Here is a 21367-nt window from a genome sequence, read left to right as displayed (position 1 = left end):
ATACAACCTCAGGTGCTCGAGGAGAGTCACCTTCAGTTACCGATTCAGGACCGCCTGCCAGGATAATCCCCTTAGGCGCAAATTCACGGATATCCTGTTCAGACATATCCCAAGCGTGAATCTCACAGTAAACACCAATCTCACGTACACGACGCGCAATCAGCTGAGTGTACTGTGAACCAAAATCCAGAATCAGAATTCGTTGAGCGTGAATATCTTTGGTCATAACTTTTCTGTCTCTATGTTTTACAGAATTTGCTTTCCGCAAAAAAAAAAGGGGGCGGAATCAATTCCACCCCTCTTTTAAGAGTTCAATAACTTAGCTTACGCGGTAGTTGGGCGCTTCTTTAGTGATGCTCACATCGTGAACATGACTCTCGCTCATACCTGCGTTAGTGATACGAACAAACTGAGGTACTGTACGCATGTTCTGGATATCCGCACTACCGGTATATCCCATTGCGGCACGTAGACCACCAACTAGCTGGTGAACAACACCACCCATTGGGCCTTTACAAGGCACACGACCTTCAATACCTTCCGGCACTAGCTTCTCAACCCCTTTAGAAGCATCCTGGAAGTAACGGTCAGATGAACCAGAAGACTGACCCATCGCACCCAGGGAACCCATACCACGGTATGACTTAAATGCACGGCCTTGGAACAGTTCAACTTCACCTGGTGCTTCATCAGTACCTGCCAGCATAGAGCCAACCATGATCGCAGATGCACCTGCCACAACAGCTTTAGCCAGGTCACCAGAGAATCGTACACCACCATCAGCAACGACAGGAACGCCACGCTCAGCCATCGCTGTTGCAACATTAGCTACAGCACTGATCTGAGGAACACCAACACCAGCAACGATACGTGTAGTACAGATAGAACCTGGGCCAATACCAACTTTAACACCATCAGCACCCGCATCTGCCAGCGCATGAGCTGCTTCAGCTGTAGCGATGTTGCCACCGATTACCTGAACCTGAGGGAATGTCTTTTTAACCCAAGCAACACGATCAATAACACCTTTAGAGTGGCCATGCGCAGTATCAACGATAACTACATCAACACCCGCTTCTACCAGCGCAGTAACTCGATCTGGTGTTTCCGGACCCGTACCTACTGCAGCACCAACAATCAGGCGGCCTTTAGCATCTTTCGCTGCATTCGGGTGGGACTGGGCTTTGTTCATATCCTTAACAGTCATCATGCCCTGCAATTTGAAGGCATCATCAATTACCAGAATCTTTTCAATACGGTGCTTACGCAGAAGGTTACGCACATCATCAGGATCTACACCTTCTTTAACCGTCACTAGACGATCTTTAGGAGTCATGATGGACGCAACAGTTGCTTCCAGTTTACGCTCGAAACGGAAATCACGATCCGTAACGATACCCACCAGATCGCCATTATCAACAACCGGAAAACCTGAGAAACCAGCGTCTGCCGCTAGTTGGCGCAGCTCTCCAACAGTCATATCGGAACGGCAGGTTACAGGGTCACTGACAACGCCCGCTTCATATTTCTTCACGCGGCGTACTTCAGCAGCCTGCTGCTCAATAGTCAGGTTTTTGTGGATGATACCGATACCACCTTCCTGAGCCATAGCGATCGCCAGACCCGATTCGGTTACAGTATCCATCGCAGCAGAAACCAGAGGAATATTAAGTTCGATTCCTTTAGTCAGACGAGTTTTAAGTGAAACGTCCTTAGGCAGTACTTCAGAGTAGCCCGGAACCAGCAACACATCGTCAAAAGTGAGTGCTTCCTCAGCAATTCGCAACATTCTTTGCCAGCCTATGTAGTGAGAAAATTTAAACGCGAAATTATACAGAAATCAGCCTTTAGTCTCAATCTAAAAGTTATCAATGACGAATAAATTAAACCGCTTGGAGAAAAAAGTAATTTAGGCTCGAATTTGTCGAAAAAGATCGTTTAAGATGAGGCCCATGTTTAACCAAACCTCCTCAGCTAATAGCAGCCCTACAAAGCACGCAATCAGCGTAGCAGAACTTAATCGTCAGGCCCGCACCCTGTTGGAACGATCTTTCCTGATGATCCATGTGGAAGGTGAAGTTTCCAATTTCGTTCGACCTAGTTCCGGGCATTGGTATTTCACACTCAAAGATGACAAAGCGCAGGTCCGCTGCGCAATGTTCAAAAACCGCAATCAACTGATAAAGCCTCTACCAAAAAATGGCGATAAAGTTGTAGTCAGGGCTAAAGTCAGCTTGTACGAAGGACGTGGTGAATACCAACTAATCTGCGAATTTTTAGAACCCGCAGGAAGCGGCTCACTACAAGCGGAATTTGAAGAACTCAAACTCAAGCTACAGCAGGAAGGTTTATTTGAGACACAACTTAAAAAACCTATTCCTGAGCACCCAAGACATATAGGCGTTGTTACCTCACCCACAGGGGCTGCTGTACATGACATTCTTACAGTTCTGAAACGCCGCTTCCCAGGACTACCCGTCACACTGTATCCGACAGCAGTTCAGGGTGAAGATGCTCCTCAACAGATCTGTAAAGCCATCATTCTGGCAGAAGCTCATCAAGAGTGTGATTTGCTGATTGTAGGTCGCGGAGGTGGCTCACTAGAGGATTTATGGGCATTTAACAACGAACAGGTCGCCCGAACCATTTTTGATTGCGAACTACCTGTTATCAGCGCAGTAGGTCACGAAGTTGATGTTGTGATCAGTGATTTCGTTGCTGATGTTCGTGCGGCAACACCTTCTGCGGCAGCGGAGCTGGTCAGCCCAGACCAACATCAACTCAGACTCAGACTAAATCAACTCAACCAACGACTGAATTCTCAACTTCGCGGCTCCCTATTACAGGCTGCAAACAAGTTATCATTACTGAAAAGCCGACTGAGGCACCCAGGGCAAAATTTAAAAGAACAAGCCCAACGTCTAGACAACCTTGAATTAAGATTGAACAGTTCCATTCGCAGAAAACTGGAGCAACAGCAACACCTTCAACATCAGTTAAGCAATAGACTTCAAGCCCAATCCCCGGCCCAACTGCTCCTACGAAAAGAGGAGCATCTTCAATCGCTGAAGCTGAGATTAAAACAAGCTAAGCAAACTCTGTTGCAACAAAAACAATTTAAGTTAAAAGCACTGATGGCTCAGCTTAACACTGTCAGCCCTTTAGCCACACTGGAACGAGGTTACGCCATTGTTAAGGATTCTGATGGCAAGGTGATTATGAATGCCTCATCCCAACAAACTGGAAACACAATTGAGACCCAACTACATCAGGGACGATTACGTTGTTCCGTCGAAGAGATTATTAAGGAATAGATAGGATGCTAAGTTTAAAATCATTAAGACAACGATGGTTCCTGACAGGTGCTCTGATACTAGCATCTACTGTCGCACAAGCCCTTGAGCTACCAAAAGAAAACCGCGTCCCCGGCGGTATTGCCATAATCCCGCTGCAAGGCCTAAACAGTAATATTGCCCCTTCAGCTTGGTACAAAGGCAATAGAGTGATGGTATTGCCCAGTGCAGAAACCGCCTTTGCAGACCAGAGCAAATGGATAGCGGTAGCAGGCATCCCACTAAGCGCAAAAGCTGACCAGAAACAGCATCTTCGCGCAGACGCCACCTCCTTTTATTTTCAGGTGGATGACAAAGAATACAAAGCCCAGTACCTAACCATTAAAAACAAACGCCATGTTGAACCTGACCCTGAAGATGTTAAGCGCTGGCGCAGAGAGAAAGCCAAAATGGTCGCCGCGTACAAAAGTTGGAGCGAACCATCTATACCTGCAACTCGATTTGAACTACCCGCAAAAGGCCCTTTCAGCAGCCCGTTTGGCCTAAAGCGTTTTTTTAATAAACAACCTCGTAACCCACATAGTGGTCTGGATATAGCGGCACCACAGGACGCTCCGATTACAGCACCAGCTGCTGGTACTGTAGTAGATACGGGTAATTACTTTTTTAACGGTAATACAGTCATTGTTGATCATGGTTTTGGCCTGACGACCATGTACTGCCATATGAGCAGAATCGACGTAAAAATCGGCGACAAAGTTACTACCGGCGATCAGTTGGGTGCTATCGGAAAGACAGGCCGTGTAACCGGCCCACATCTTCATTGGAGCGTGAGCTTGAATAATACCCGGGTCGACCCCATATTGTTTTTGAACAAGTAAAGAATTCGCAACGAGCTCTCTATTGAGTTCGTTTTTTTATGACAAAGCGAGACCTAATCAATGTCTGAAGTACAACTGGAAACACTGGAACAGAAAGCAAGTTATGGCATCGGTCGCCAGATGGGTGATCAGCTGGCTCAACAGCCTTTTGATGGCATGGACCTGAACGCTATCTCCGCAGGTATAGCAGATTCTTTCAACGGCGAAGAGATGCGCGTTGAAGTTAAGGATATTCAGGAAGCTTTCAACGTAATTAATGAACGTCTGCGCGCTAAGCAGGAAGAAGAAGCAAAACAGGCTTCTGCTGTTGGCGAAGAGTTCCTGGCAGAAAATGCTAAACGTGACGGTGTTGTTGTTCTTGAATCTGGTCTGCAGTACGAAATCATCGAAGCCGGCGAAGAAGGCAGCGAAAAGCCGACTCGCGAATCTAAAGTACGCACTCACTACCACGGCACATTCATTGACGGCAGTGTTTTCGACAGCTCTTATGATCGTGGCCAGCCAGCGGAATTCCCTGTAGGTGGCGTGATTGCCGGTTGGACTGAAGCTCTGCAGCTGATGAACAAAGGCGCTAAGTGGAAACTATTTATCCCTTACAACCTAGCATACGGTGCTCAGGGTTCTCCAGGCGGTATCCCTCCATACTCTGCACTGGTATTTGACGTAGAGCTGCTGGAAATTCTGTAGTTACAGAAATAAACTTAAGCTTCTCCAAGGCGGCACTGGTTCTCACTGCCGCCTTTTTATTTTGGGTATAAAATAAGATGCTACTGAACTACCAGATTCATGGTGAAGGCGAACCTCTAATCATTTTGCACGGGCTGTTTGGCACCCTTGAAAACTGGGGCGCGCAGATAAAGACCTTATCGGAAAACTTCCGGGTTATCGCTGCAGATATGCGCAATCACGGTAAATCTCCTCACTCCGAGGACATTAGCTATGATTTGATGGCCCAAGATATAGCTGCATTAATGCAGCATCTGAATCTGGAAAAGGCACATATCATAGGTCACTCCATGGGCGGAAAAGCGGCAATGCAGTTAGCGCTATCCCGCCCGGAATTGATCAACAAACTAATCATCGTTGATATAGCTCCTGTGGAATATACACCTCACCATGACGATGTATTCAAAGGTTTGTTTGCTGTGGATCTGGATTCACTTAAATCCCGTGGCGATGCAGATAAACAGCTTGCCGAATATATAGATGAACTAGGTGTCCGGGCTTTTTTGCTGAAAAACCTTTACCGCACAGAAGACAAAAAATTTGCCTGGCGTATGAATCTGGAAACGCTGCATGAGCAATATCAGAATATCAGCGCTGCTCCTGAAGGCGATGCATACCAGAGCCCGGTGCTGTTTATTAAAGGCGCCAATTCCGATTACTTATTACCTAAATACCGTGATGCAGTTTTATCCATGTTTCCTAAAGCGGATTACAAAATCATTCAGAATGCAGGGCATTGGCCTCACGCGGAGAAACCTGCTGAATTTACGCAGCTGATATTGAATTATTTAGGGTAAAGCTGAAAACCGTAAAAAGAAAGGAAAGGCTTAAACCTTCTGGCTTAGAAGGGAGCCTTCAGGGAATAACTTCTGGAACACTCCGGCATCAACTAACTTTTTGTTAATCTCAGCCAGCTCTTTGTTGATATCTTTCATTCGATCATTGAAATCATTCAAGGCCTCAGCAGCGCCATCAGAACGCGCCTGCTGCTGATCTCGGAACTCCTGTAGACGCTCACCTGCAGTAGGCGAATCATCATCTTCCTCAGATTCAGATTCTTCTGCAGCAGCTTGAGCTTCTTCAGTCCTCATATCTTCTTCTTGTTGCAGCATCTCTGCTCTGGCTTCTGCCGCCATCGCCCGCGCATCAGCTGCAGCAGCACGATCGGCCGCTGATGGTTCAGCTACACCCAGTGCTGCACGCTGGATTATCTCAGCTTTTTCTAGAGTAGCTTCAGGATCATTAGGCACTGGCGAAGTATCTATTTTCACCTTACCTGCTACCGCATATAAACGACCATCCGGACCACGCTCATAGGTATAACTAGGCGCGGAAGTGTACTGACCGCCAATCGCTGCATGAGCCTGCTCATGGGCACGGACCTCGGGATCGCGTTTGGACAGCTCACGTGTCTGTTCTAATTCCTGCTGCTCTATCTTTTTCTCAACAGACTTAGCATCCTGCGCTCCAGGTGAAGACGGTGCAGCAGCTACAGTAGTGGAAGCTGATGAGGCAGTAGAAGATTCAAGACCAACAAGCTCTCCATCATCACGCTCTAATTGCGCAGAACTTGCCGACGCAAGACGGGAGAGCTCTGCAGCTTCAGCAGAAAGAGTGACACGATCACGATTAATTGTTGCACGGCTGGACTGTAACTCCTCTTCAGGAGATACATTTTCTACGGACGAAAGCAACTGCTGAGCTTCACGGGAACGAAGCTCACTGGGAACAGCGTTAGAATTTAACGCTTGAGAGTTTGCGGCGTTGAAAATCTGCATTTCAAACCCTCCCTCTCATTTTAACTAGCTGTAAAGCAAACACCTGCTTCACCGATTCGTCCCAGAATCCCTGCGATTAAACTCGCACGTTGATAATTGCGCCAAGCTCACCGGGTTCCACGGCCTGACTCACAACTTTTGTAGCTGCTGCTTCTACAGTGCTACCTGCTGCAGATTCAACTACAGCTTCATTCTGCACCCGACCTGTTGCCTGTTCAGGCTCGTCAGGTTTACCAGATCCAGTTACATCTCCCGCAGCTCTTGGCGCATTGTCTAAGCCACGATTAATACCCACCAGTCCAGTCTGTAATGCATTAGTTACATTCATGCTGACACCTCAATATTAATTCAGATACAGCTTTCGCAACAGTAATTATAGAACATCAACCGAAAATGGTCATTTTTTGTTCTATATTACTCTGCTAGCAATCTATCCAGATCAATATATTGGGCAACATTTTTGGCGGATGGTTCCTCAAGAAAAGGGACTTCAGCAATAAGAGGGGCTCTCAGCATCGTTTCAATGGTCGCAGCGTTCTCATCATAACGCTCCATATCCGGATCGATACGATTAGCAACCCAACCAGCTACGCGTAAGCCATCACGAGCAATACTCTCAGCTGTGAGCAAAGCATGATTGATACAGCCCAGTTTCATTCCCACAACCAAGATCACAGGAATATTGAGATTTTTAGGGATATTAGCCATCGTCTCGCGATGACTCAGAGGCACACGCCAACCACCAGCCCCCTCCACAATGGCAAAATCAGCCGGTTGCATCAATGCACCTTTACATAAAGCGGAGATACGATCCGCGCTCAACATACGCTTTTCTTCAATTGCAGCGATATGGGGAGCAATGGGAGGCTCAAAGGCTATCGGGTTTACCTGATCATAAGGTAATTTAATGCTGGCAGCCGCCTGCAGAAGCAACGCATCAGAATTACGTAGGCCTTCATCTGTTTTTTCGCAACCCGCTGCAATAGGTTTCAGCCCCATGGAGCTCATACCTTTCTCGTTTGCTGCTTCTAACAAGCCTGCAGAAACTACCGTCTTACCCGCATCGGTATCTGTACCCGCCACAAAAAAACTATGTTTTGCCATTCTCTGTTTAATTCCCCAATGGTTTTTCAACTACTGCATAATAAACCTGATAGGTTGCTGGCAAAGTACCATCATCCAACCGTTGATGCTCATATGCAGATTTAAAGCGTCGCAAACGCTCTCTTCCGGTTAAGCCTACCTGTTGGCCCGCATTCATATTGTGCGCGCCCAAACGTTTTAGCTCATCGGTCAAACCTTTAAGCTGCGCGTATTTTAATATTCGCAACTCCTCTTCCAGGTGAGTCAGCATCAATCCATCCGATATAGCGTTACGAATATCCGAATCCGGCATAAATTCATTAACGTGCACATAGGAATCAGCTTCTTTCCAGGCAATTCGCAATTCACACAGAGTTTGAGGCCCCAATGTCGAGAATATAAATCGACCTCCAGGTTTTAATATGCGCTCAATTTCACTAAACAGATGGGGCAGATTTTCACACCACTGAATCGCGAGGCTGGAGAAAACCAGATCGATACTCTTTGTAGCCAAAGGCAAAGCTTCTGCATCGGCACACAACCAATGAGTTTTCTCTGCAGGGCGATTTTCACGCGCAAACTGCAACATCCCGAAGGCAAGATCCAGATTAAAAAGGGTAGCATCTGAAAAGTTTTGCTTTAACGCTGGGGTAAAAAAGCCCGTACCACAACCAAGATCCAGCATGGACTGCGGGCTGCTTTGCGGTAGTAAAGTGAGTAATTGAGTACCAATATCACGCTGCAGCTCAGCAACACTATCGTATGTCCCAGCAGCCCGACTAAACGAGTTTGCGACACGCTGTTTATTGATCAGTGCTTCAACCACTATGCCACTCGCTCCTGCAAAAACTGCAGCACATCATCCAGAACCTGCTCCTGATGAGAAATAAACGGCAGGTGCCCTGCTCCCGCATAAACAATAGACTCTCGCCCTGTGAGTTGAGTGCATGCCTCAGCCGCGGAAACGGGTACCAGTAAATCCTTCTCTCCAAACAACTGCAGAACTGGCATTGGTAAAGCGGCGAGCAGCAATCGGACATCTTCCCTAAGCGGGGACAAGCTTAGCTCTGGAGCACTGTGTTCTAATCCAGAAAGCAGCGTTTTCAGCGTTTTTAGAATCTCTCGCCCCTGCTCTGCACCCTGAGTCTGTAGCATGATGAAACGGTTAAGAGTTTTCTTAACATTAGCGGACAGAGAGTTTTCAAACTGGCTATGAGTTTCCTCATCCATAGCGGGTTGCCAATCCTCTCTCTGCACAAAACAGGGATTAGAGGCCAGCATTACTAGTTTCAAAACCCGCTGAGGGTAACGTGCAGCAAAAGCGGTTGCGATCTGCCCTCCCATGGACCAACCCAACCAAAACGCTTTATCAGGAGCATGAGCAGATAAAATTTCAACAACGGCATCTGTTGTATAAGGCTCCGGGAACTCTTGAGAACGCCCAAGCCCAGGAAGATCAATAAGCGTCAGACTGAAATATTGAGCCAACTGCTCAGCAAATTCACCCCAAACCTGGCTGCTCATACCCCAACCATGCAGTAGAACCAGCTCAGGCTTACCTGAATTCTCCCGGTACTCTGTATACAGATTCATGCTCATATTAAGCCTGCCTTTTTGGAAACCTTTTCAAGCACTTCAAGAAGATGAACTACCTGTTTCTCATCATGGGCAGCACTCAAGGTTACACGCAGGCGAGCACCACCCTGAGGAACCGTTGGTGGGCGAATAGCACTAATAAAGATACCGTCGTCTTCCAGGCCCTGACTTATTTCCAAAGCTTTATCGGACTCACCCACCAAAATCGGTTGAATCGGCGTAGGCGAATCCATCAACTGCAAACCAATCTGCTCACAGCCTGTTCGGAACTGCTCAATCAGCGCTTCCAGTTTATCTCTGCGCCAGGCTTCCTGCTGAAGAAGCTTTAAGCTCGTAAGTGTAGCCGCGGCAACGGCCGGCGGCATACTGGTGGTATAGATATAAGTACGTGCATGCTGAATCAGGGTTTCAATCAACTCCTCTGAGCCCGCAACAAAAGCACCCGCTGTGCCAAAGCCCTTGCCCAAAGTACCCACCAGTACCTGCAGTTTCTCATGCCCCATCTCATACAATTCAGCACAACCGCCACCACTCTGCCCCAGACAACCAAACCCATGAGCATCATCAACCATTAACCATGCTTCATGAGCCTGACAGGTTTTGGCAAGTGCAGGCAGGTCTGCCACATCACCATCCATGCTGAATACACCATCCGTCACTACCAGCTTGCGCCTAGCTTCAGTTTTTCCCAAACGCTTATCCAGACTCTCTGCATCATTATGCAGGTAACGCTGAAAACGAGCACCGCTTAATAAACCCGCGTCTAGCAATGAAGCATGGTTCAAACGATCCTGGAAAACCGCATCCTGCTTATCCAGCAGACCATTAACTGCACCTAGATTAGCCATGTAACCAGTAGAGAACAGTAGCGCACGGGGACGACCGGTAAACTCAGCCAGAGCCAATTCCAGTTCATGGTGCGCCTGACTATGTCCACTCACCAGGTGTGAGGCTCCACCGCCAACACCATACTGATTCGCTGCGGCCTGGAAACTTTCAATCACCTCAGGGTGATTAGCTAACCCCAGATAATCATTGGAGCAAAATGCCAGATACTCCCGACCATCCACCTGAACCAAAGGCTGCTGCGGTGTTTCCAGGGTACGGCGTTTGCGATAAAGAAACTGCTGCTGACGCTGTTCCAACTCAGCAGCTAATTCATTAAAAGACATAAAGACGACTCAAAATGACCAGAGGCATCACCTCTGATCCAACATCATGCTTCGTAGAAGTGATCACTGTCCTGCTGTTTCTGCAGGCTATTCATCAGTGCCGCTTCCTGAGTTTCATCAGACTCAGAGATGCGCTGCTCCATATTAATACCTAGTTTACGGAACAGTTGAACATCACGATGAGTTTCAGGGTTTGGTGTTGTCAGCAGACACTCTCCATAGAAGATAGAGTTTGCACCAGAGAAGAAGGTCATCGCCTGCATCTCATCACTCATCTTTTCACGACCTGCAGAAAGACGAACATGGGAAGCCGGCATCATGATTCGAGCTACTGCGATGGTACGGATAAAGTCCAAATGATCCAGATCATCAACATTTTCCAGAGGGGTACCTTCCACTTTCACCAGCATGTTGATCGGCACACTTTCTGGTTGAACTGGCATATTGGCCAGCTGCATTAGCAGGCCATAACGATCTGTAGCAGTTTCACCCATACCAAGAATGCCGCCACTACAGATTTTCATACCGGAATCTCGTACATTTTGCAGAGTATCCAGACGGTCCTGATAGGTGCGTGTAGTGATAATTTTGTCGTAAAACTCCGGTGAGGTATCCAGATTATGGTTGTAATAATCCAACCCTGCTTCAGCTAACTGACCAGCTTTGTTCTCATCCAGCATTCCCAGAGTCATACAAGTCTCAAGACCCAGCGCCTTGACCTGCTTAACCATCTCAACCACATAAGGCATATCTTTATCAGCCGGGTGCTTCCACGCAGCCCCCATACAGAATCGGGTCGAACCGGTTTCTTTAGCTTTTTTCGCCTTCTCGATAACCTTTTCAACCTGCATCAAACGCTCTTTTTCAAGACCGGTATTGTAGTGTCCACTCTGTGGGCAGTACTTACAGTCTTCCGGGCATGCACCAGTTTTGATCGATAGCAGCGTGCTTACCTGAACCTCATTCGGATCAAAGTTCTCGCGATGTACTGTATGCGCTTTAAACATCAGGTCATTAAAAGGCAGCTCAAACAGCGCTTTAACCTCAGCTTCTGTCCAGTCGTGACGAATTGCACCCAACTGTTGCATCTTGCTCATTCTCCCGGAAAATAACCACATCGAAGCAGGAAGCTTCTCGGTATCTTTTGCTCACAAAGTTTAAGAGTGCAATTTTATCCTGACAGAAGGAACTGTCAACTTATGAAAAAACCAATAGTTAACTACAGATCAATAATCAATCAATGCATTTTATGTCGAACCTCTAGTTCACTAAGCTCTGGTTTCTGCCAGTCCTGCTTCGATGATCTACCCTGGCTACAGGAACATTGCCAAATCTGCGCCCTTCCTCTCCCCGCTAGCAACTCAGAACTGATCTGTGCCAACTGTCTGAAAAAAGCCCCAACATTTCGTAAAGTCACCGCTCTTTTTGAATACCGCTTTCCAATAGACCAACTTATATCCAGTATAAAGTACAACGGTAAAGCACAATATATTGGTCACTTAAGCAGACTATGCGAGGAGAAACTCGCTCATTTAAACCAGTTCGACTGCATTATTCCCATTCCGATGCACAGAGTTAGTCTATTTAAGAGAGGCTTTAATCAATCAGAACTTCTGGCTAGTCAGCTGAGTAAAGCGTTAGGCATCCCTATTGATAAAAACAGCCTGAAGAAAGTCCGCAATACTCCAAAGCAGATGCAGCTTGAACGCAAACAGAGGCTCAGGAATCAACAAGGCGCTTTCCACTGCGTGAAACTGTCACAAAGGCATGTATTGCTAATTGATGATGTCATGACGACAGGTGCAACGCTGGAATCAGCCAGCCAGGCACTAATGGCAGCAGGGGCATTAACCATCGAAGTCTTGGTAATTGCCCGCACTGAACGATGAAAAATAGCAGTTTTACATTGCTAAAAACGAACTGAACATCAACAATTAGATTCTATCTTCAGCAATAGATTAATTGATCGATGACATTTGGTTTAATTGGTGATCTGGCAGGCGGTATCGGCCTGTTTCTACTCGGCATGCATCTGATGACCAGCGGCATGAAACAAGCTGCAGGTCAGGGCCTGAAAACAACGCTGGAAGCCGCAACACAATCTCCCAGCCGTGGCTTATTCTCCGGTATTTTTATAACCGCTCTAGTGCAATCATCCAGTGCAGTGACAGTCGCAACAATAGGCTTCGTTAATGCTGGCCTGCTCCGGCTGAAGCAATCCATTAACGTCATCTACGGCTGTAATATCGGTACAACTATGACCGGCTGGCTGGTTGCACTTATAGGATTCAAGATCAAGATCAGTGCCTTTGCCCTACCCCTTGTAGGTATCGGCATGCTAATTAAATTAGCGGGCAACGATCGTAAGATAAGCCACATAGGTATGGCTCTGGCTGGCTTTGGCCTATTCTTTATTGGCCTCGATTTCCTCAAAAACGCATTCGATGGTTTGGATGACCAACTGCCTTTGGATCAGATCGATCAATCACCTTTGGGGCTCATCCTGTTCGTGATTGCAGGTTTTGTTCTGACTTTTCTGATGCAATCCTCATCGGCAGCTATGGCTATCACCCTCTCATTGGCGGCTGCAGGATCAATCAATCTAGCCGCAGCTGGAGCACTAGTAATAGGCGCAAACCTAGGCACCACGTCTACAGCGATGCTGTCAGTTATCGGAGCCACTTCTAACGCGAAACGAATCGCAGCAGCCCACGTTATTTTCAACCTGATAACCGGTGCGGTAGGTATTCTGCTGCTGGTGATTTTCTCTAGCGTCATCAACGGAGAGATAGAGAATCTGGATTACGTTACTCTGCTTGCCGCGTTCCATACTCTGTTTAATTTGATGGGTGTTGCCTTTATGTGGCCCCTGACGGATCGCTTAGAGCTATTCCTACGCAAACGATTCCGCTCCCAGGAGGAGGATGTAGGACAGCCACGTTTTCTCGACAATACTGTACTCAGCACCCCCAGCATAGCTGTTGAAGCAATGAGTAACGAACTCTGCAGAGTGAGCCAACTAACTTCAGATATGGCGAGAACTGCTGTTAGTGCAGACATCTCAGAAACACCAAAGCTTACAGCTCTGATGAACAGTATCCACAATCTGAACGGTAAGATTGGAAAATACAATCAGAAGATTGCTCAGGAAAACCTGACCGAAGAGGTCAGTACTATTTTGCCTTCAGCCATGCGCATTACCCGCTATTACAGTGAGATAGCTCGCTTATCTGCTCTGATGCCGAAATACTATGATCACTTTGAACAACTTTCTGATCAGTCCCTGAAAAAGCTGATCCATGATTACCAGCACAAAACGATTGATTTGATTGATAGCTGTGAGATTTACGAAGACGCTTATCAGTCGGGGCTAGAAAGCCGCAAACAGATAAAAAGCCTTGAGAAAAATTACCAGCACCTAAAATCACAGGTGATGGAAAGCAGTATCGCCGGACAGATTAAACCTAAAGAGAGCATCGAACTTCTGGATGCACTGAGCCATATTCACCGCCTGGCAGAGCAGGTAGAAAAAGCGGCACGCTATTGGAGTAGCCTCACCCCAATGCAACACAGGGAATCGCCATTGAACAGAAGAGACGCTCTTGATGCTGACTGATCCAATTTTCTATTTAGCCGCAATTCCAGCAGTTCTGATTGTTGGCATTTCAAAAGGTGGTTTTGGAGGGGGATTAGGTTTTATCGCCGTGCCGATGATAGCCCTGTCTGCACCTCCTATTGTCGCCGCAGCTATCATGCTACCTATTCTGTGCTTAATGGATCTGGTTGGTTTATTGCGGTTTAAAGGCCACGTAGATAAGCAAAACCTGCTACTGCTTATTCCCGCCGCTGGCATCGGAATCATTCTTGGGGCCTTCAGCTTTAAATACCTCAACGATGCACAGATCAAACTAATGATCGGGACCATTGCCCTCACCTTTGTAGCCTACAGTGTCTTGAAACGACAAGCAGAAGCCCGTCAACCAAGTACAATCAGAGGTTACTTCTGGGGAACCATTGCTGGCTTTACTAGCTTTGGCGTTCATGCAGGCGGCCCGCCACTCAACATTTATCTGCTCCCACTAAAACTACACAAGTCCACTTACGCGGCCACAACCATTGTCTTCTTCGCCGCGATCAATTACATGAAATTGATCCCGTATACCTGGTTAGGTCAATTTACACAGGAAACCTTACTGGCAGCCCTGGTTCTTGCACCTCTAGCCCCAGTCGGGGTGTATATTGGCACCATACTCCACCATAAGATCAGCGACCTATGGTTCTACCGTGCTTGTTACTTTTTTCTGGTTCTAACTGGCAGCAAGCTAGTTTATGACGCGCTGATTGAGATGAATCTGATATGAGCACCTCCTTTTCCCTTGAAACGGTTGCAAAGATAAAAAGCCCATACAAAGAAAAGTTTGGTATTCCCCGTCAACCTGGGCTTGCGGAAAGCCTGATATCCCGAGTTCAATTACTGGGCGAATACGCAAACCCTGAAATGGCTCGAGGCTTGGAACAGTGTACCCACATATGGCTGCTGTTTATCTTCAGTGAATGTGTAGATAAAGGTTGGAAGCCAACAGTCCGACCGCCTCGTCTTGGTGGTAACAAACGGATGGGCGTTTTTTCCACTCGCTCCCCGTTTCGCCCTAACCCAATTGGCATGTCGCCGGTGAAGCTAATCGCCATTGAACAACAAGGCTCAGCTATTGAGTTAGTCATCAGTGGCGCTGATCTACTTGATGGCACACCTATTATTGATATCAAACCCTACCTACCTTATTCGGATATTATTCCTGAAGCAGAGTGCTCTTTTGCTCCTAATATTCAGCTGCTACCTCAATCTGTAAAGTTCTCATCTACTGCGCTGGAAGCGTGTAAGACAATAGAGAAAGATATCCAACAACCAGTTCAGCAGCAGATTACCGAATTACTAAAATGCGATCCGCGACCGGCTTATAAGAAAAATAACCCAGATCACAGCTACGGTGTAACACTTCACAACGCTAATATTCGCTTTCGAATCACCGATGCAGAAATTATTGTGGATAATATAGAGTTGCAGGTTGGGACGCAGGTTTAAACCTGTGCCCATGATCCAGCCGGTTCATCCTGGCTTCAGATTAATCGTGTTAACCTTCCCATAATTCGGTAACGCATATTCATTTATGAAAAGACTAACAATTCTATTACTGACCGGTTTGCTATTAAGCCCTGTTGCATCTGCAAATGATGAGATGGAGCTGCTCCAACAGTGGATAACAGAGTTACCCAATCTAATCAGTGAACAAAGCAATACCAGTTATATTTATCTGCAAAACTACCTGCAATGCATGGACGACCAGCAAGCGCTGAAAAGTCAAAGTAATATGTCGATAATGGACCTGATTAATAACGCTGTAGACTCAGGCGGCGAATGCTCTCCTTTATTAGATGATCTACTTAACGAACTTACAGACAAGAAGCTTGATGACCTCTCAACAGAAGAAAAGAAAAAGTTATTAGAAAACACGCTCTGATCAACTTTTAATCAAATATTTTGACTAAAGTCTAAAGCCTGAGTAGAATACTCAGCCATTATGGAATTTTAATTCAGGAAGATCTAAGGAGATTTAAAGCAGAGGTGGTCATGAATTACGATATAAGTCAGGTCGAAAACTTTTTTGAAGAGAGCAATGCCCTATTTGAAGGTTACGTTGAGCGTGTTTTTGAATCCGAAAGCATCAACGATCTTTTCAGTGCATCCCACTGGTATGCTGATGCGATGTTCTGCATCCTGACCACACCCCGCCAACACTAAGTTTTTCCTTAGATTTCAATAAAAAGGCCGCTAATGCGGCCTTTTTATTGTTCGTTTTATTCAGCAGTGAATCAATCTCTGAATTTCTTCGCAACCCAATAGTCCAAGCTGACAAACTTACCTGCGCCAGTAAAGAACAAACTGAATAGCATCACAAAGTAAGTGATCGCAAACTCAATACCATTGTTCAGAATTACAATAGAGCCTCTACCAGTCAACCAGTCATAGTGCCCATGCTCCTGAAGAAGGCCTTTCGCCGCAGCTAAACGCTCCTGAGCTTCCATCACCCTGTCATTTGCCAACCAACTGCCTCCATCGGAGATAGCCAACCAACCGTTTTCCCAATGTACAGCAAAAGCAGCCACCAGCATGGTGATCATCAGCGGGATACTGATCCAACGTACAGCAAAACCGACAATTAACAGAATACCGCCGATAAACTCAGTTCCTGCTGCCAGGGCAGCCATCACTTCAGGCATTGGCAAACCCAACCCCCAATCCGGATTACCAAACCAAGCTACTGTATCTTCGAAACTGGAAAGCTTATTCCACCCCGCCTGTAGGAATACAGGCGCCAGATATAAGCGTAGTAACAGAGGAGCAAGACCATCTGCGCAACGGGTGCAATTAAGCACATTCTGCAAACGATTTGCGAAATTAATTACTGCATTCGCCATGATTTCACCCTTTAAAACCTGTACAGCTATGCACAGTGATAATTATTGTTTTGTTCCTAGTATGATTCCTTTGGCCCGCAAATGTTCCAAAGTATCTAAACCACCATTGACTACCTGTTGCGGCTCGGGATGTTTCATCTCTTCTGCAATCTGCCGCAAAGCCTGCTCCCCTCTCAGGTTTTCATCCTCAGATAACAGATATAAAAGGCGACCTGTTACAGAGTTCACCTCCATAAAGTTCACCTCATCTTCCCGATTCCGGTATGCAATCAGAAATGTCGGTTGTTCTGAAGGTTTGTCCGGTTGATATTCCGGACGAATACAATGCACAGGGAATTGATAGGACAGCAACCAAGCCAGTGGCGACTGTACCGGATGCCCTGCGAGCAGATCACCATTCGCATCCACATCATCCAGGGGCAGCTCTACCTCGGAGGCATCTAAAGCTAATTCCACCCACTCGTAATGCAGTAGCTCTTGCATGAAGACTGGATCTTCATCCTCTGGCTCCCGCTCATTAGCCACATACGCCATAAACTCCTGACCAATTTCCAGAAAGTAAGGGGTATGACAGTGGTGGTTATCAAAAAAGTTTCGAGCTACTCTCTGCCAGTAATCATCCGCACAGAGCTGCTTAAAAACCGGGAAATTCCCAGATAGAAAACCTTCAACATTGTTGAAGAACAGATCCCGATAAATACCCATCCGGCGATCTTCTATATCCGCTGGTTTTTCATATTTATCAGGATTTCGGATATGTGCAGCAAACTGATACTGCAACTGTTGAAAATGAGGTCGTTCAGGCAACTGTTTTTGCATGGCTCATTTTCCATTGATTCTGATAAAAACGGACCTGTTCCACTTCCTGCAGTAACTCAGGTATTGGAGGAATATTAAAGTCTCGCTCTAATAGGGTTGGTACGACACCAAAATGATCGTAGGTTTTCTGGAGGAGATTCCACACCGGATCAACAACATCCGCACCATGGGTATCCACGATAAGGTCTTCCGCTTCGTTATAGTGACCCGCAATATGCAGGTACATAATACGCTCTGCTGGCATCGCCTTAAGAAAAGCCTCAGCATCGTATTTATGGTTGATGCTGTTTACATAGATGTTATTCACATCCAACAGCAATTCACAATCGGCCTCTTCTAGAACTGCCAACAGAAACTCCTGCTCACTCATCTCTGAACCCGGAGCAGCGTAATAAGAGACATTTTCCATCGCTATTTTCTGTTCCAGAACATCCTGTACCTGACGAATTCGATCCGCTACATATTTAACTGCTTCTTCCGTAAAAGGAATTGGCATCAAATCATAAAGATGTCCATCATCTGAGCAATAACTCAGATGTTCTGAATAGGCACGGATATTATGCTCAGCCAAGAAAGCTTTGAGTTTATTAAGAAATTCCATATCCAGTGGTGTTGGTCCACCAATGGACAAAGATAGACCATGGGCGATAAACGGAAACTGTTCGGTATATCGGCGGAATGCTTTACCGAAGCGTCCACCTAATCCGATCCAGTTTTCCGGAGCGATCTCCAGAAAATCGAATGCAGTAGCATCAGCATCTTTAAGTGTTTCGCTCATGCAGCGCCTGTAACCAAAGCCTGCCCCTGAAACCGGATACTGTTTATCAACCATTATTAAACTCGCTTTGAAGAGAAAAAGGCCCCGCATTGCAGGGCCAGAAATTGCTATGAAATATAGCAGTGATTATTTAGAACCACCGCATTTGCCTTCACCGCACTTGCCTTCTGAAGAAGACGCTTTGGAACCACCGCATTTACCTTCGCCACACTTACCTTCGGAAGATGCCTTAGAACCACCACACTTACCTTCGCCACACTTACCTTCAGACTTGCCAGCTTTATCGCCGCCACATTTGCCTTCACCGCACTTGCCTTCAGACTTACCAGCTTTATCGCCGCCGCATTTGCCTTCACCGCATTTGCCTTCAGACTTCTCAGCTTTACCACCGCACTTGCCTTCGCCGCACTTACCTTCATTCATAGCAACCTGCTGGCTATAACCTGAAGAAAGTTCAGACGTAGCAAAAGGATTCTCTGCAGCAGTCGCAACAGGTGCAGTAGCCATGCCAGCAATGAACGCCGCACCAACAGCAGCTACCATAGGTTTTACAGAAGAATTCTTAGCCATTTTTGATTCACCCCAGTTATTCATTTTTGTAATCTTGCTTACGATTGATTTTTTCGAGAGCCTGTCACTGCTCTTGCGTTTTGTGACTGAGGGTTGAGAATAAAGTTTCAAAAAAAGTTTTCTTTTTTATTCCCGCGCTCAATCTCTGGTTAATAGAGCACATTACTATCAATTGGTTCCCTAAAACTTTGGTCAAAGATCTTCCTTTTAGCTAACAGTTCACTGAAAATGACCTCCGAACTTACACCTTATGACAAAGGAAACGGCCAACATGATCTCTTCTGAGCAGATCGCTTTTGACCAGCAACATATCTGGCACCCTTACTCATCTATGATCAATCCACCCCCTATGTACCCGGTGGAATCTGCTAGTGGCGTTCGCCTGAAGCTGGCTGATGGACGAGAGTTGATAGATGGCATGGCATCCTGGTGGTCAGTGATTCACGGTTACAGTCATCCTGAACTAAATGCAGCAGCGCATGCTCAGATTGATAAGATGTCTCATGTCATGTTCGGCGGACTCACTCACGAACCAGCAATTGAACTTTGTCGAAAGCTAGTTGATATGACTCCAGAGGGGCTGGATAAGGTCTTTCTTGCTGATTCAGGATCAGTTGCTGCAGAAGTAGCCATTAAAATGGCAATCCAATACTGGCACGCCCAAGGAAAACCGGAAAAACACAAACTGCTGACCATTCGTAACGGCTACCACGGCGATACGTTTGGCGCGATGTCAGTCTGTGACCCTGTAACCGGTATGCACGAAATCTTCACTGGGGTATTACCAGAACACTTTTTCGCACCTGCACCACAAATAGGTTTTGACGATCAATGGGCCGAACAGGACATTGAAGGCCTGCATAAATTACTTAAGGAAAACCACCCCAACATCGCCGCACTGATTCTCGAACCGATCGTGCAGGGCGCTGGAGGTATGCGCTTCTACTCTCCGGAATATCTGAAACATGCACGCCAGCTCTGTGATACATATAACGTTTTGTTAATAGCGGATGAGATCGCTACTGGCTTTGGTCGCATTGGAAAACTATTTGCCTGTGAACACGCGGAAATACAACCTGACATTCTCTGCCTAGGAAAAGCACTTACCGGCGGTTATATGACCCTGGCAGCAACTCTCACAACGACTCACATTGGTGAAACCATCTCTCAGGGCGGGGCAGGCTGTTTTATGCACGGCCCAACCTTTATGGGCAACCCTCTCGCTTGTGCAGTTGCGAATAAGAGTCTGGAATTACTTCAGCAAAACAATTGGCAGGAAAACGTTAAGCGCATCGAACAAGGGCTAAAGCAAGGCTTAGCTGCAGCCAAAGAGCTTGTTAATGTAGCTGATGTTCGCTGTCTGGGTGCTATCGGCGTTATTGAGATGAAAGAAGCGGTTAACACCACCGAAATCCAGAAACTGTTTATCAAACGCGGTCTCTGGATACGTCCATTCGGAAAATTGGTTTATGTGATGCCACCGTACGTGATGACCGACGAAGATCTTGAGCAACTTACCTCCGGTATGGTTGAATCAGTAGCAGAATACAGAAATAGTTAAGCGATAAGGAAACACCATGGCCCGCATTAAGATCGATATGCCGGACAACTATATTTTCTCAACAGAACTACCTGTAAGAATCAGTGACATCAACTATGGCGGACATCTGAGTAACGATGCGATGCTCTCTCTGATTCACGAAGCACGCGTACGTTTTCTCAGTCATTACCACTACTCAGAACTAAACATCGAGGGCCTGGGGCTAATCATGACTGACTCAGCTATCGTCTATAAAGCTGAAGGCTTTCATGGCGATCAGCTACAGATCGATATCACTGTAGGTGACTTCAATAAATACGGCTGCGATTTTTTCTACCTGATATCCAACAAGAACACAGCAGTTGAAGTCGCACACGCCAAAACAGGGGTCGTATTCTTCGACTATGAGGCTCGCAGGGTTCAGAGTGTACCTAAAGCCTTTATGAATAAAGTGATGAAAGAAGCCTGATACGTAAGCATTAACTAAATCATAGAACCCTTCCAAGATGCCCACTTAATACTATTCAAAACCCTAGGAAAAACAGCCGACATCTAACTTAAAAAACTGATTAGTTTCTGCACAGGCATACGCTCTTATACTTTAGCAGCAAAGAAAGCTGTATTGATTCCAGATTGAAAGCCTACTGGATACTA

The 21367-nt window shown here is 46.4% G+C and carries 24 protein-coding genes and 1 pseudogene; 12 read left to right on the top strand and 13 right to left on the bottom strand.

What is annotated here, in order from left to right; genetic code table 11:
- A pseudogene (locus GY843_RS16680) lies at positions 1-226 on the bottom strand (GMP synthase (glutamine-hydrolyzing)); the annotation flags it as partial.
- 93 nt (positions 227-319) lie between these two features.
- Complete coding sequence (guaB, locus tag GY843_RS16675) at positions 320-1789, bottom strand: IMP dehydrogenase (protein ID WP_297311237.1); 1470 nt, start codon at positions 1787-1789, stop codon at positions 320-322.
- A gap of 163 nt (positions 1790-1952) precedes the next feature.
- Here guaB and xseA point away from each other — a divergent pair, with 163 nt between their 5' ends.
- The 4 genes from xseA to GY843_RS16655 all read left to right on the top strand — a co-directional run bounded on the left by xseA (position 1953) and on the right by GY843_RS16655 (position 5697).
- The gene (gene xseA, locus GY843_RS16670; protein WP_297311235.1) at positions 1953-3314 is read left to right on the top strand and encodes an exodeoxyribonuclease VII large subunit; all 1362 of its coding nucleotides are present in this window, start codon (positions 1953-1955) and stop codon (positions 3312-3314) included.
- Between the two features lie 5 nt (positions 3315-3319).
- Positions 3320-4174: a peptidoglycan DD-metalloendopeptidase family protein gene (locus GY843_RS16665; protein ID WP_297311233.1), complete on the top strand. Its 855-nt coding sequence runs from the start codon at positions 3320-3322 to the stop codon at positions 4172-4174.
- A 60-nt stretch (positions 4175-4234) separates the two neighbouring features.
- On the top strand, positions 4235-4861 hold the full coding sequence (locus GY843_RS16660) for an FKBP-type peptidyl-prolyl cis-trans isomerase (RefSeq protein ID WP_297311232.1): 627 nt from the start codon (positions 4235-4237) through the stop codon (positions 4859-4861).
- A gap of 77 nt (positions 4862-4938) precedes the next feature.
- Entirely contained in the window at positions 4939-5697 is a 759-nt protein-coding gene (locus tag GY843_RS16655; RefSeq protein ID WP_297311230.1) for an alpha/beta fold hydrolase, read from the top strand.
- A 30-nt stretch (positions 5698-5727) separates the two neighbouring features.
- Here GY843_RS16655 and GY843_RS16650 read toward each other — a convergent pair whose 3' ends face one another.
- The 7 genes from GY843_RS16650 to bioB all read right to left on the bottom strand — a co-directional run bounded on the left by GY843_RS16650 (position 5728) and on the right by bioB (position 11617).
- Positions 5728-6678 carry a putative metalloprotease CJM1_0395 family protein gene (locus tag GY843_RS16650; protein ID WP_297311229.1) on the bottom strand — a complete coding sequence of 317 codons (951 nt, stop codon included), beginning with the start codon at positions 6676-6678 and terminating at the stop codon, positions 5728-5730.
- A gap of 76 nt (positions 6679-6754) precedes the next feature.
- Entirely contained in the window at positions 6755-7006 is a 252-nt protein-coding gene (locus GY843_RS16645) for a hypothetical protein (protein ID WP_297311228.1), read from the bottom strand.
- 86 nt (positions 7007-7092) lie between these two features.
- Entirely contained in the window at positions 7093-7782 is a 690-nt protein-coding gene (gene bioD / locus GY843_RS16640) for a dethiobiotin synthase (protein ID WP_297311227.1), read from the bottom strand.
- Between the two features lie 7 nt (positions 7783-7789).
- Complete coding sequence (gene bioC / locus GY843_RS16635; RefSeq protein WP_297311226.1) at positions 7790-8587, bottom strand: malonyl-ACP O-methyltransferase BioC; 798 nt, start codon at positions 8585-8587, stop codon at positions 7790-7792.
- Positions 8587-9360, bottom strand: coding sequence for a pimeloyl-ACP methyl ester esterase BioH (gene bioH / locus GY843_RS16630; RefSeq protein WP_297311225.1), 774 nt, complete (start codon positions 9358-9360; stop codon positions 8587-8589). The genes bioC and bioH overlap by 1 nt, the downstream gene beginning before the upstream one ends.
- On the bottom strand, positions 9357-10529 hold the full coding sequence (gene bioF / locus GY843_RS16625) for an 8-amino-7-oxononanoate synthase (RefSeq protein WP_297311224.1): 1173 nt from the start codon (positions 10527-10529) through the stop codon (positions 9357-9359). Before bioF ends, bioH begins: the two co-directional genes overlap by 4 nt.
- 44 nt (positions 10530-10573) lie before the next feature.
- Entirely contained in the window at positions 10574-11617 is a 1044-nt protein-coding gene (gene bioB / locus GY843_RS16620) for a biotin synthase BioB (RefSeq protein WP_297311241.1), read from the bottom strand.
- A gap of 111 nt (positions 11618-11728) precedes the next feature.
- Here bioB and GY843_RS16615 point away from each other — a divergent pair, with 111 nt between their 5' ends.
- The 6 genes from GY843_RS16615 (at position 11729) to GY843_RS16590 (ending at position 16329) form a co-directional block, all read left to right on the top strand.
- The gene (locus GY843_RS16615) at positions 11729-12418 is read left to right on the top strand and encodes a ComF family protein (RefSeq protein WP_297311223.1); all 690 of its coding nucleotides are present in this window, start codon (positions 11729-11731) and stop codon (positions 12416-12418) included.
- A gap of 80 nt (positions 12419-12498) precedes the next feature.
- Positions 12499-14145 (top strand): Na/Pi cotransporter family protein, encoded by a 1647-nt coding sequence (locus tag GY843_RS16610; protein ID WP_297311222.1) that lies wholly within the window; start codon positions 12499-12501, stop codon positions 14143-14145.
- A complete protein-coding gene (locus tag GY843_RS16605; RefSeq protein WP_297311221.1) occupies positions 14135-14890 on the top strand; it encodes a sulfite exporter TauE/SafE family protein in 756 nt (251 codons plus the stop codon). The genes GY843_RS16610 and GY843_RS16605 overlap by 11 nt, the downstream gene beginning before the upstream one ends.
- Positions 14887-15612 (top strand): tRNA (N6-threonylcarbamoyladenosine(37)-N6)-methyltransferase TrmO, encoded by a 726-nt coding sequence (gene tsaA / locus GY843_RS16600; RefSeq protein ID WP_297311220.1) that lies wholly within the window; start codon positions 14887-14889, stop codon positions 15610-15612. Before GY843_RS16605 ends, tsaA begins: the two co-directional genes overlap by 4 nt.
- 85 nt (positions 15613-15697) lie before the next feature.
- Positions 15698-16048 (top strand): hypothetical protein, encoded by a 351-nt coding sequence (locus GY843_RS16595; RefSeq protein ID WP_297311219.1) that lies wholly within the window; start codon positions 15698-15700, stop codon positions 16046-16048.
- A 110-nt stretch (positions 16049-16158) separates the two neighbouring features.
- Positions 16159-16329: a hypothetical protein gene (locus GY843_RS16590; RefSeq protein ID WP_297311218.1), complete on the top strand. Its 171-nt coding sequence runs from the start codon at positions 16159-16161 to the stop codon at positions 16327-16329.
- A 71-nt stretch (positions 16330-16400) separates the two neighbouring features.
- Here the strand turns inward: GY843_RS16590 and GY843_RS16585 are convergent, their stop codons facing one another.
- From GY843_RS16585 to GY843_RS16570, 4 genes are all read right to left on the bottom strand, one after another.
- Entirely contained in the window at positions 16401-17006 is a 606-nt protein-coding gene (locus tag GY843_RS16585; protein WP_297311217.1) for a DoxX family protein, read from the bottom strand.
- 42 nt (positions 17007-17048) lie between these two features.
- The gene (locus GY843_RS16580) at positions 17049-17825 is read right to left on the bottom strand and encodes a putative DNA-binding domain-containing protein (protein ID WP_297311216.1); all 777 of its coding nucleotides are present in this window, start codon (positions 17823-17825) and stop codon (positions 17049-17051) included.
- Positions 17806-18657: a DUF692 domain-containing protein gene (locus tag GY843_RS16575; RefSeq protein WP_297311215.1), complete on the bottom strand. Its 852-nt coding sequence runs from the start codon at positions 18655-18657 to the stop codon at positions 17806-17808. Before GY843_RS16575 ends, GY843_RS16580 begins: the two co-directional genes overlap by 20 nt.
- A gap of 72 nt (positions 18658-18729) precedes the next feature.
- Positions 18730-19173 carry a hypothetical protein gene (locus tag GY843_RS16570; RefSeq protein WP_297311213.1) on the bottom strand — a complete coding sequence of 148 codons (444 nt, stop codon included), beginning with the start codon at positions 19171-19173 and terminating at the stop codon, positions 18730-18732.
- Between the two features lie 271 nt (positions 19174-19444).
- Between GY843_RS16570 and bioA the strand changes: the two genes are divergently transcribed.
- Positions 19445-20734: an adenosylmethionine--8-amino-7-oxononanoate transaminase gene (gene bioA, locus GY843_RS16565; protein ID WP_297311211.1), complete on the top strand. Its 1290-nt coding sequence runs from the start codon at positions 19445-19447 to the stop codon at positions 20732-20734.
- Between the two features lie 16 nt (positions 20735-20750).
- Complete coding sequence (locus tag GY843_RS16560) at positions 20751-21182, top strand: thioesterase family protein (RefSeq protein ID WP_297311209.1); 432 nt, start codon at positions 20751-20753, stop codon at positions 21180-21182.
- Positions 21183-21367 lie beyond the last annotated feature (185 nt).

Origin of the sequence: Neptuniibacter sp. (assembly GCF_024231755.1) — a bacterium.
In the GTDB taxonomy this organism is placed as follows: Bacteria; Pseudomonadota; Gammaproteobacteria; order Pseudomonadales; family Balneatricaceae; genus Neptuniibacter.
This window is presented reverse-complemented; position numbering and strand designations above follow the sequence as displayed.

Coding starts and splice junctions, on each gene's coding strand:
- guaB (WP_297311237.1), bottom strand. CDS start 1,789: ATGTTGCGAATTGCTGAGGAAGCACTCACTTTTGACGATGTGTTGCTG.
- xseA (WP_297311235.1), top strand. CDS start 1,953: ATGTTTAACCAAACCTCCTCAGCTAATAGCAGCCCTACAAAGCACGCA.
- GY843_RS16665 (WP_297311233.1), top strand. CDS start 3,320: ATGCTAAGTTTAAAATCATTAAGACAACGATGGTTCCTGACAGGTGCT.
- GY843_RS16660 (WP_297311232.1), top strand. CDS start 4,235: ATGTCTGAAGTACAACTGGAAACACTGGAACAGAAAGCAAGTTATGGC.
- GY843_RS16655 (WP_297311230.1), top strand. CDS start 4,939: ATGCTACTGAACTACCAGATTCATGGTGAAGGCGAACCTCTAATCATT.
- GY843_RS16650 (WP_297311229.1), bottom strand. CDS start 6,678: ATGCAGATTTTCAACGCCGCAAACTCTCAAGCGTTAAATTCTAACGCT.
- GY843_RS16645 (WP_297311228.1), bottom strand. CDS start 7,006: ATGAATGTAACTAATGCATTACAGACTGGACTGGTGGGTATTAATCGT.
- bioD (WP_297311227.1), bottom strand. CDS start 7,782: ATGGCAAAACATAGTTTTTTTGTGGCGGGTACAGATACCGATGCGGGT.
- bioH (WP_297311225.1), bottom strand. CDS start 9,360: ATGAGCATGAATCTGTATACAGAGTACCGGGAGAATTCAGGTAAGCCT.
- bioF (WP_297311224.1), bottom strand. CDS start 10,529: ATGTCTTTTAATGAATTAGCTGCTGAGTTGGAACAGCGTCAGCAGCAG.
- bioB (WP_297311241.1), bottom strand. CDS start 11,617: ATGCAACAGTTGGGTGCAATTCGTCACGACTGGACAGAAGCTGAGGTT.
- GY843_RS16615 (WP_297311223.1), top strand. CDS start 11,729: ATGAAAAAACCAATAGTTAACTACAGATCAATAATCAATCAATGCATT.
- GY843_RS16610 (WP_297311222.1), top strand. CDS start 12,499: ATGACATTTGGTTTAATTGGTGATCTGGCAGGCGGTATCGGCCTGTTT.
- GY843_RS16605 (WP_297311221.1), top strand. CDS start 14,135: ATGCTGACTGATCCAATTTTCTATTTAGCCGCAATTCCAGCAGTTCTG.
- tsaA (WP_297311220.1), top strand. CDS start 14,887: ATGAGCACCTCCTTTTCCCTTGAAACGGTTGCAAAGATAAAAAGCCCA.
- GY843_RS16595 (WP_297311219.1), top strand. CDS start 15,698: ATGAAAAGACTAACAATTCTATTACTGACCGGTTTGCTATTAAGCCCT.
- GY843_RS16590 (WP_297311218.1), top strand. CDS start 16,159: ATGAATTACGATATAAGTCAGGTCGAAAACTTTTTTGAAGAGAGCAAT.
- GY843_RS16585 (WP_297311217.1), bottom strand. CDS start 17,006: ATGGCGAATGCAGTAATTAATTTCGCAAATCGTTTGCAGAATGTGCTT.
- GY843_RS16580 (WP_297311216.1), bottom strand. CDS start 17,825: ATGCAAAAACAGTTGCCTGAACGACCTCATTTTCAACAGTTGCAGTAT.
- GY843_RS16575 (WP_297311215.1), bottom strand. CDS start 18,657: ATGGTTGATAAACAGTATCCGGTTTCAGGGGCAGGCTTTGGTTACAGG.
- GY843_RS16570 (WP_297311213.1), bottom strand. CDS start 19,173: ATGGCTAAGAATTCTTCTGTAAAACCTATGGTAGCTGCTGTTGGTGCG.
- bioA (WP_297311211.1), top strand. CDS start 19,445: ATGATCTCTTCTGAGCAGATCGCTTTTGACCAGCAACATATCTGGCAC.
- GY843_RS16560 (WP_297311209.1), top strand. CDS start 20,751: ATGGCCCGCATTAAGATCGATATGCCGGACAACTATATTTTCTCAACA.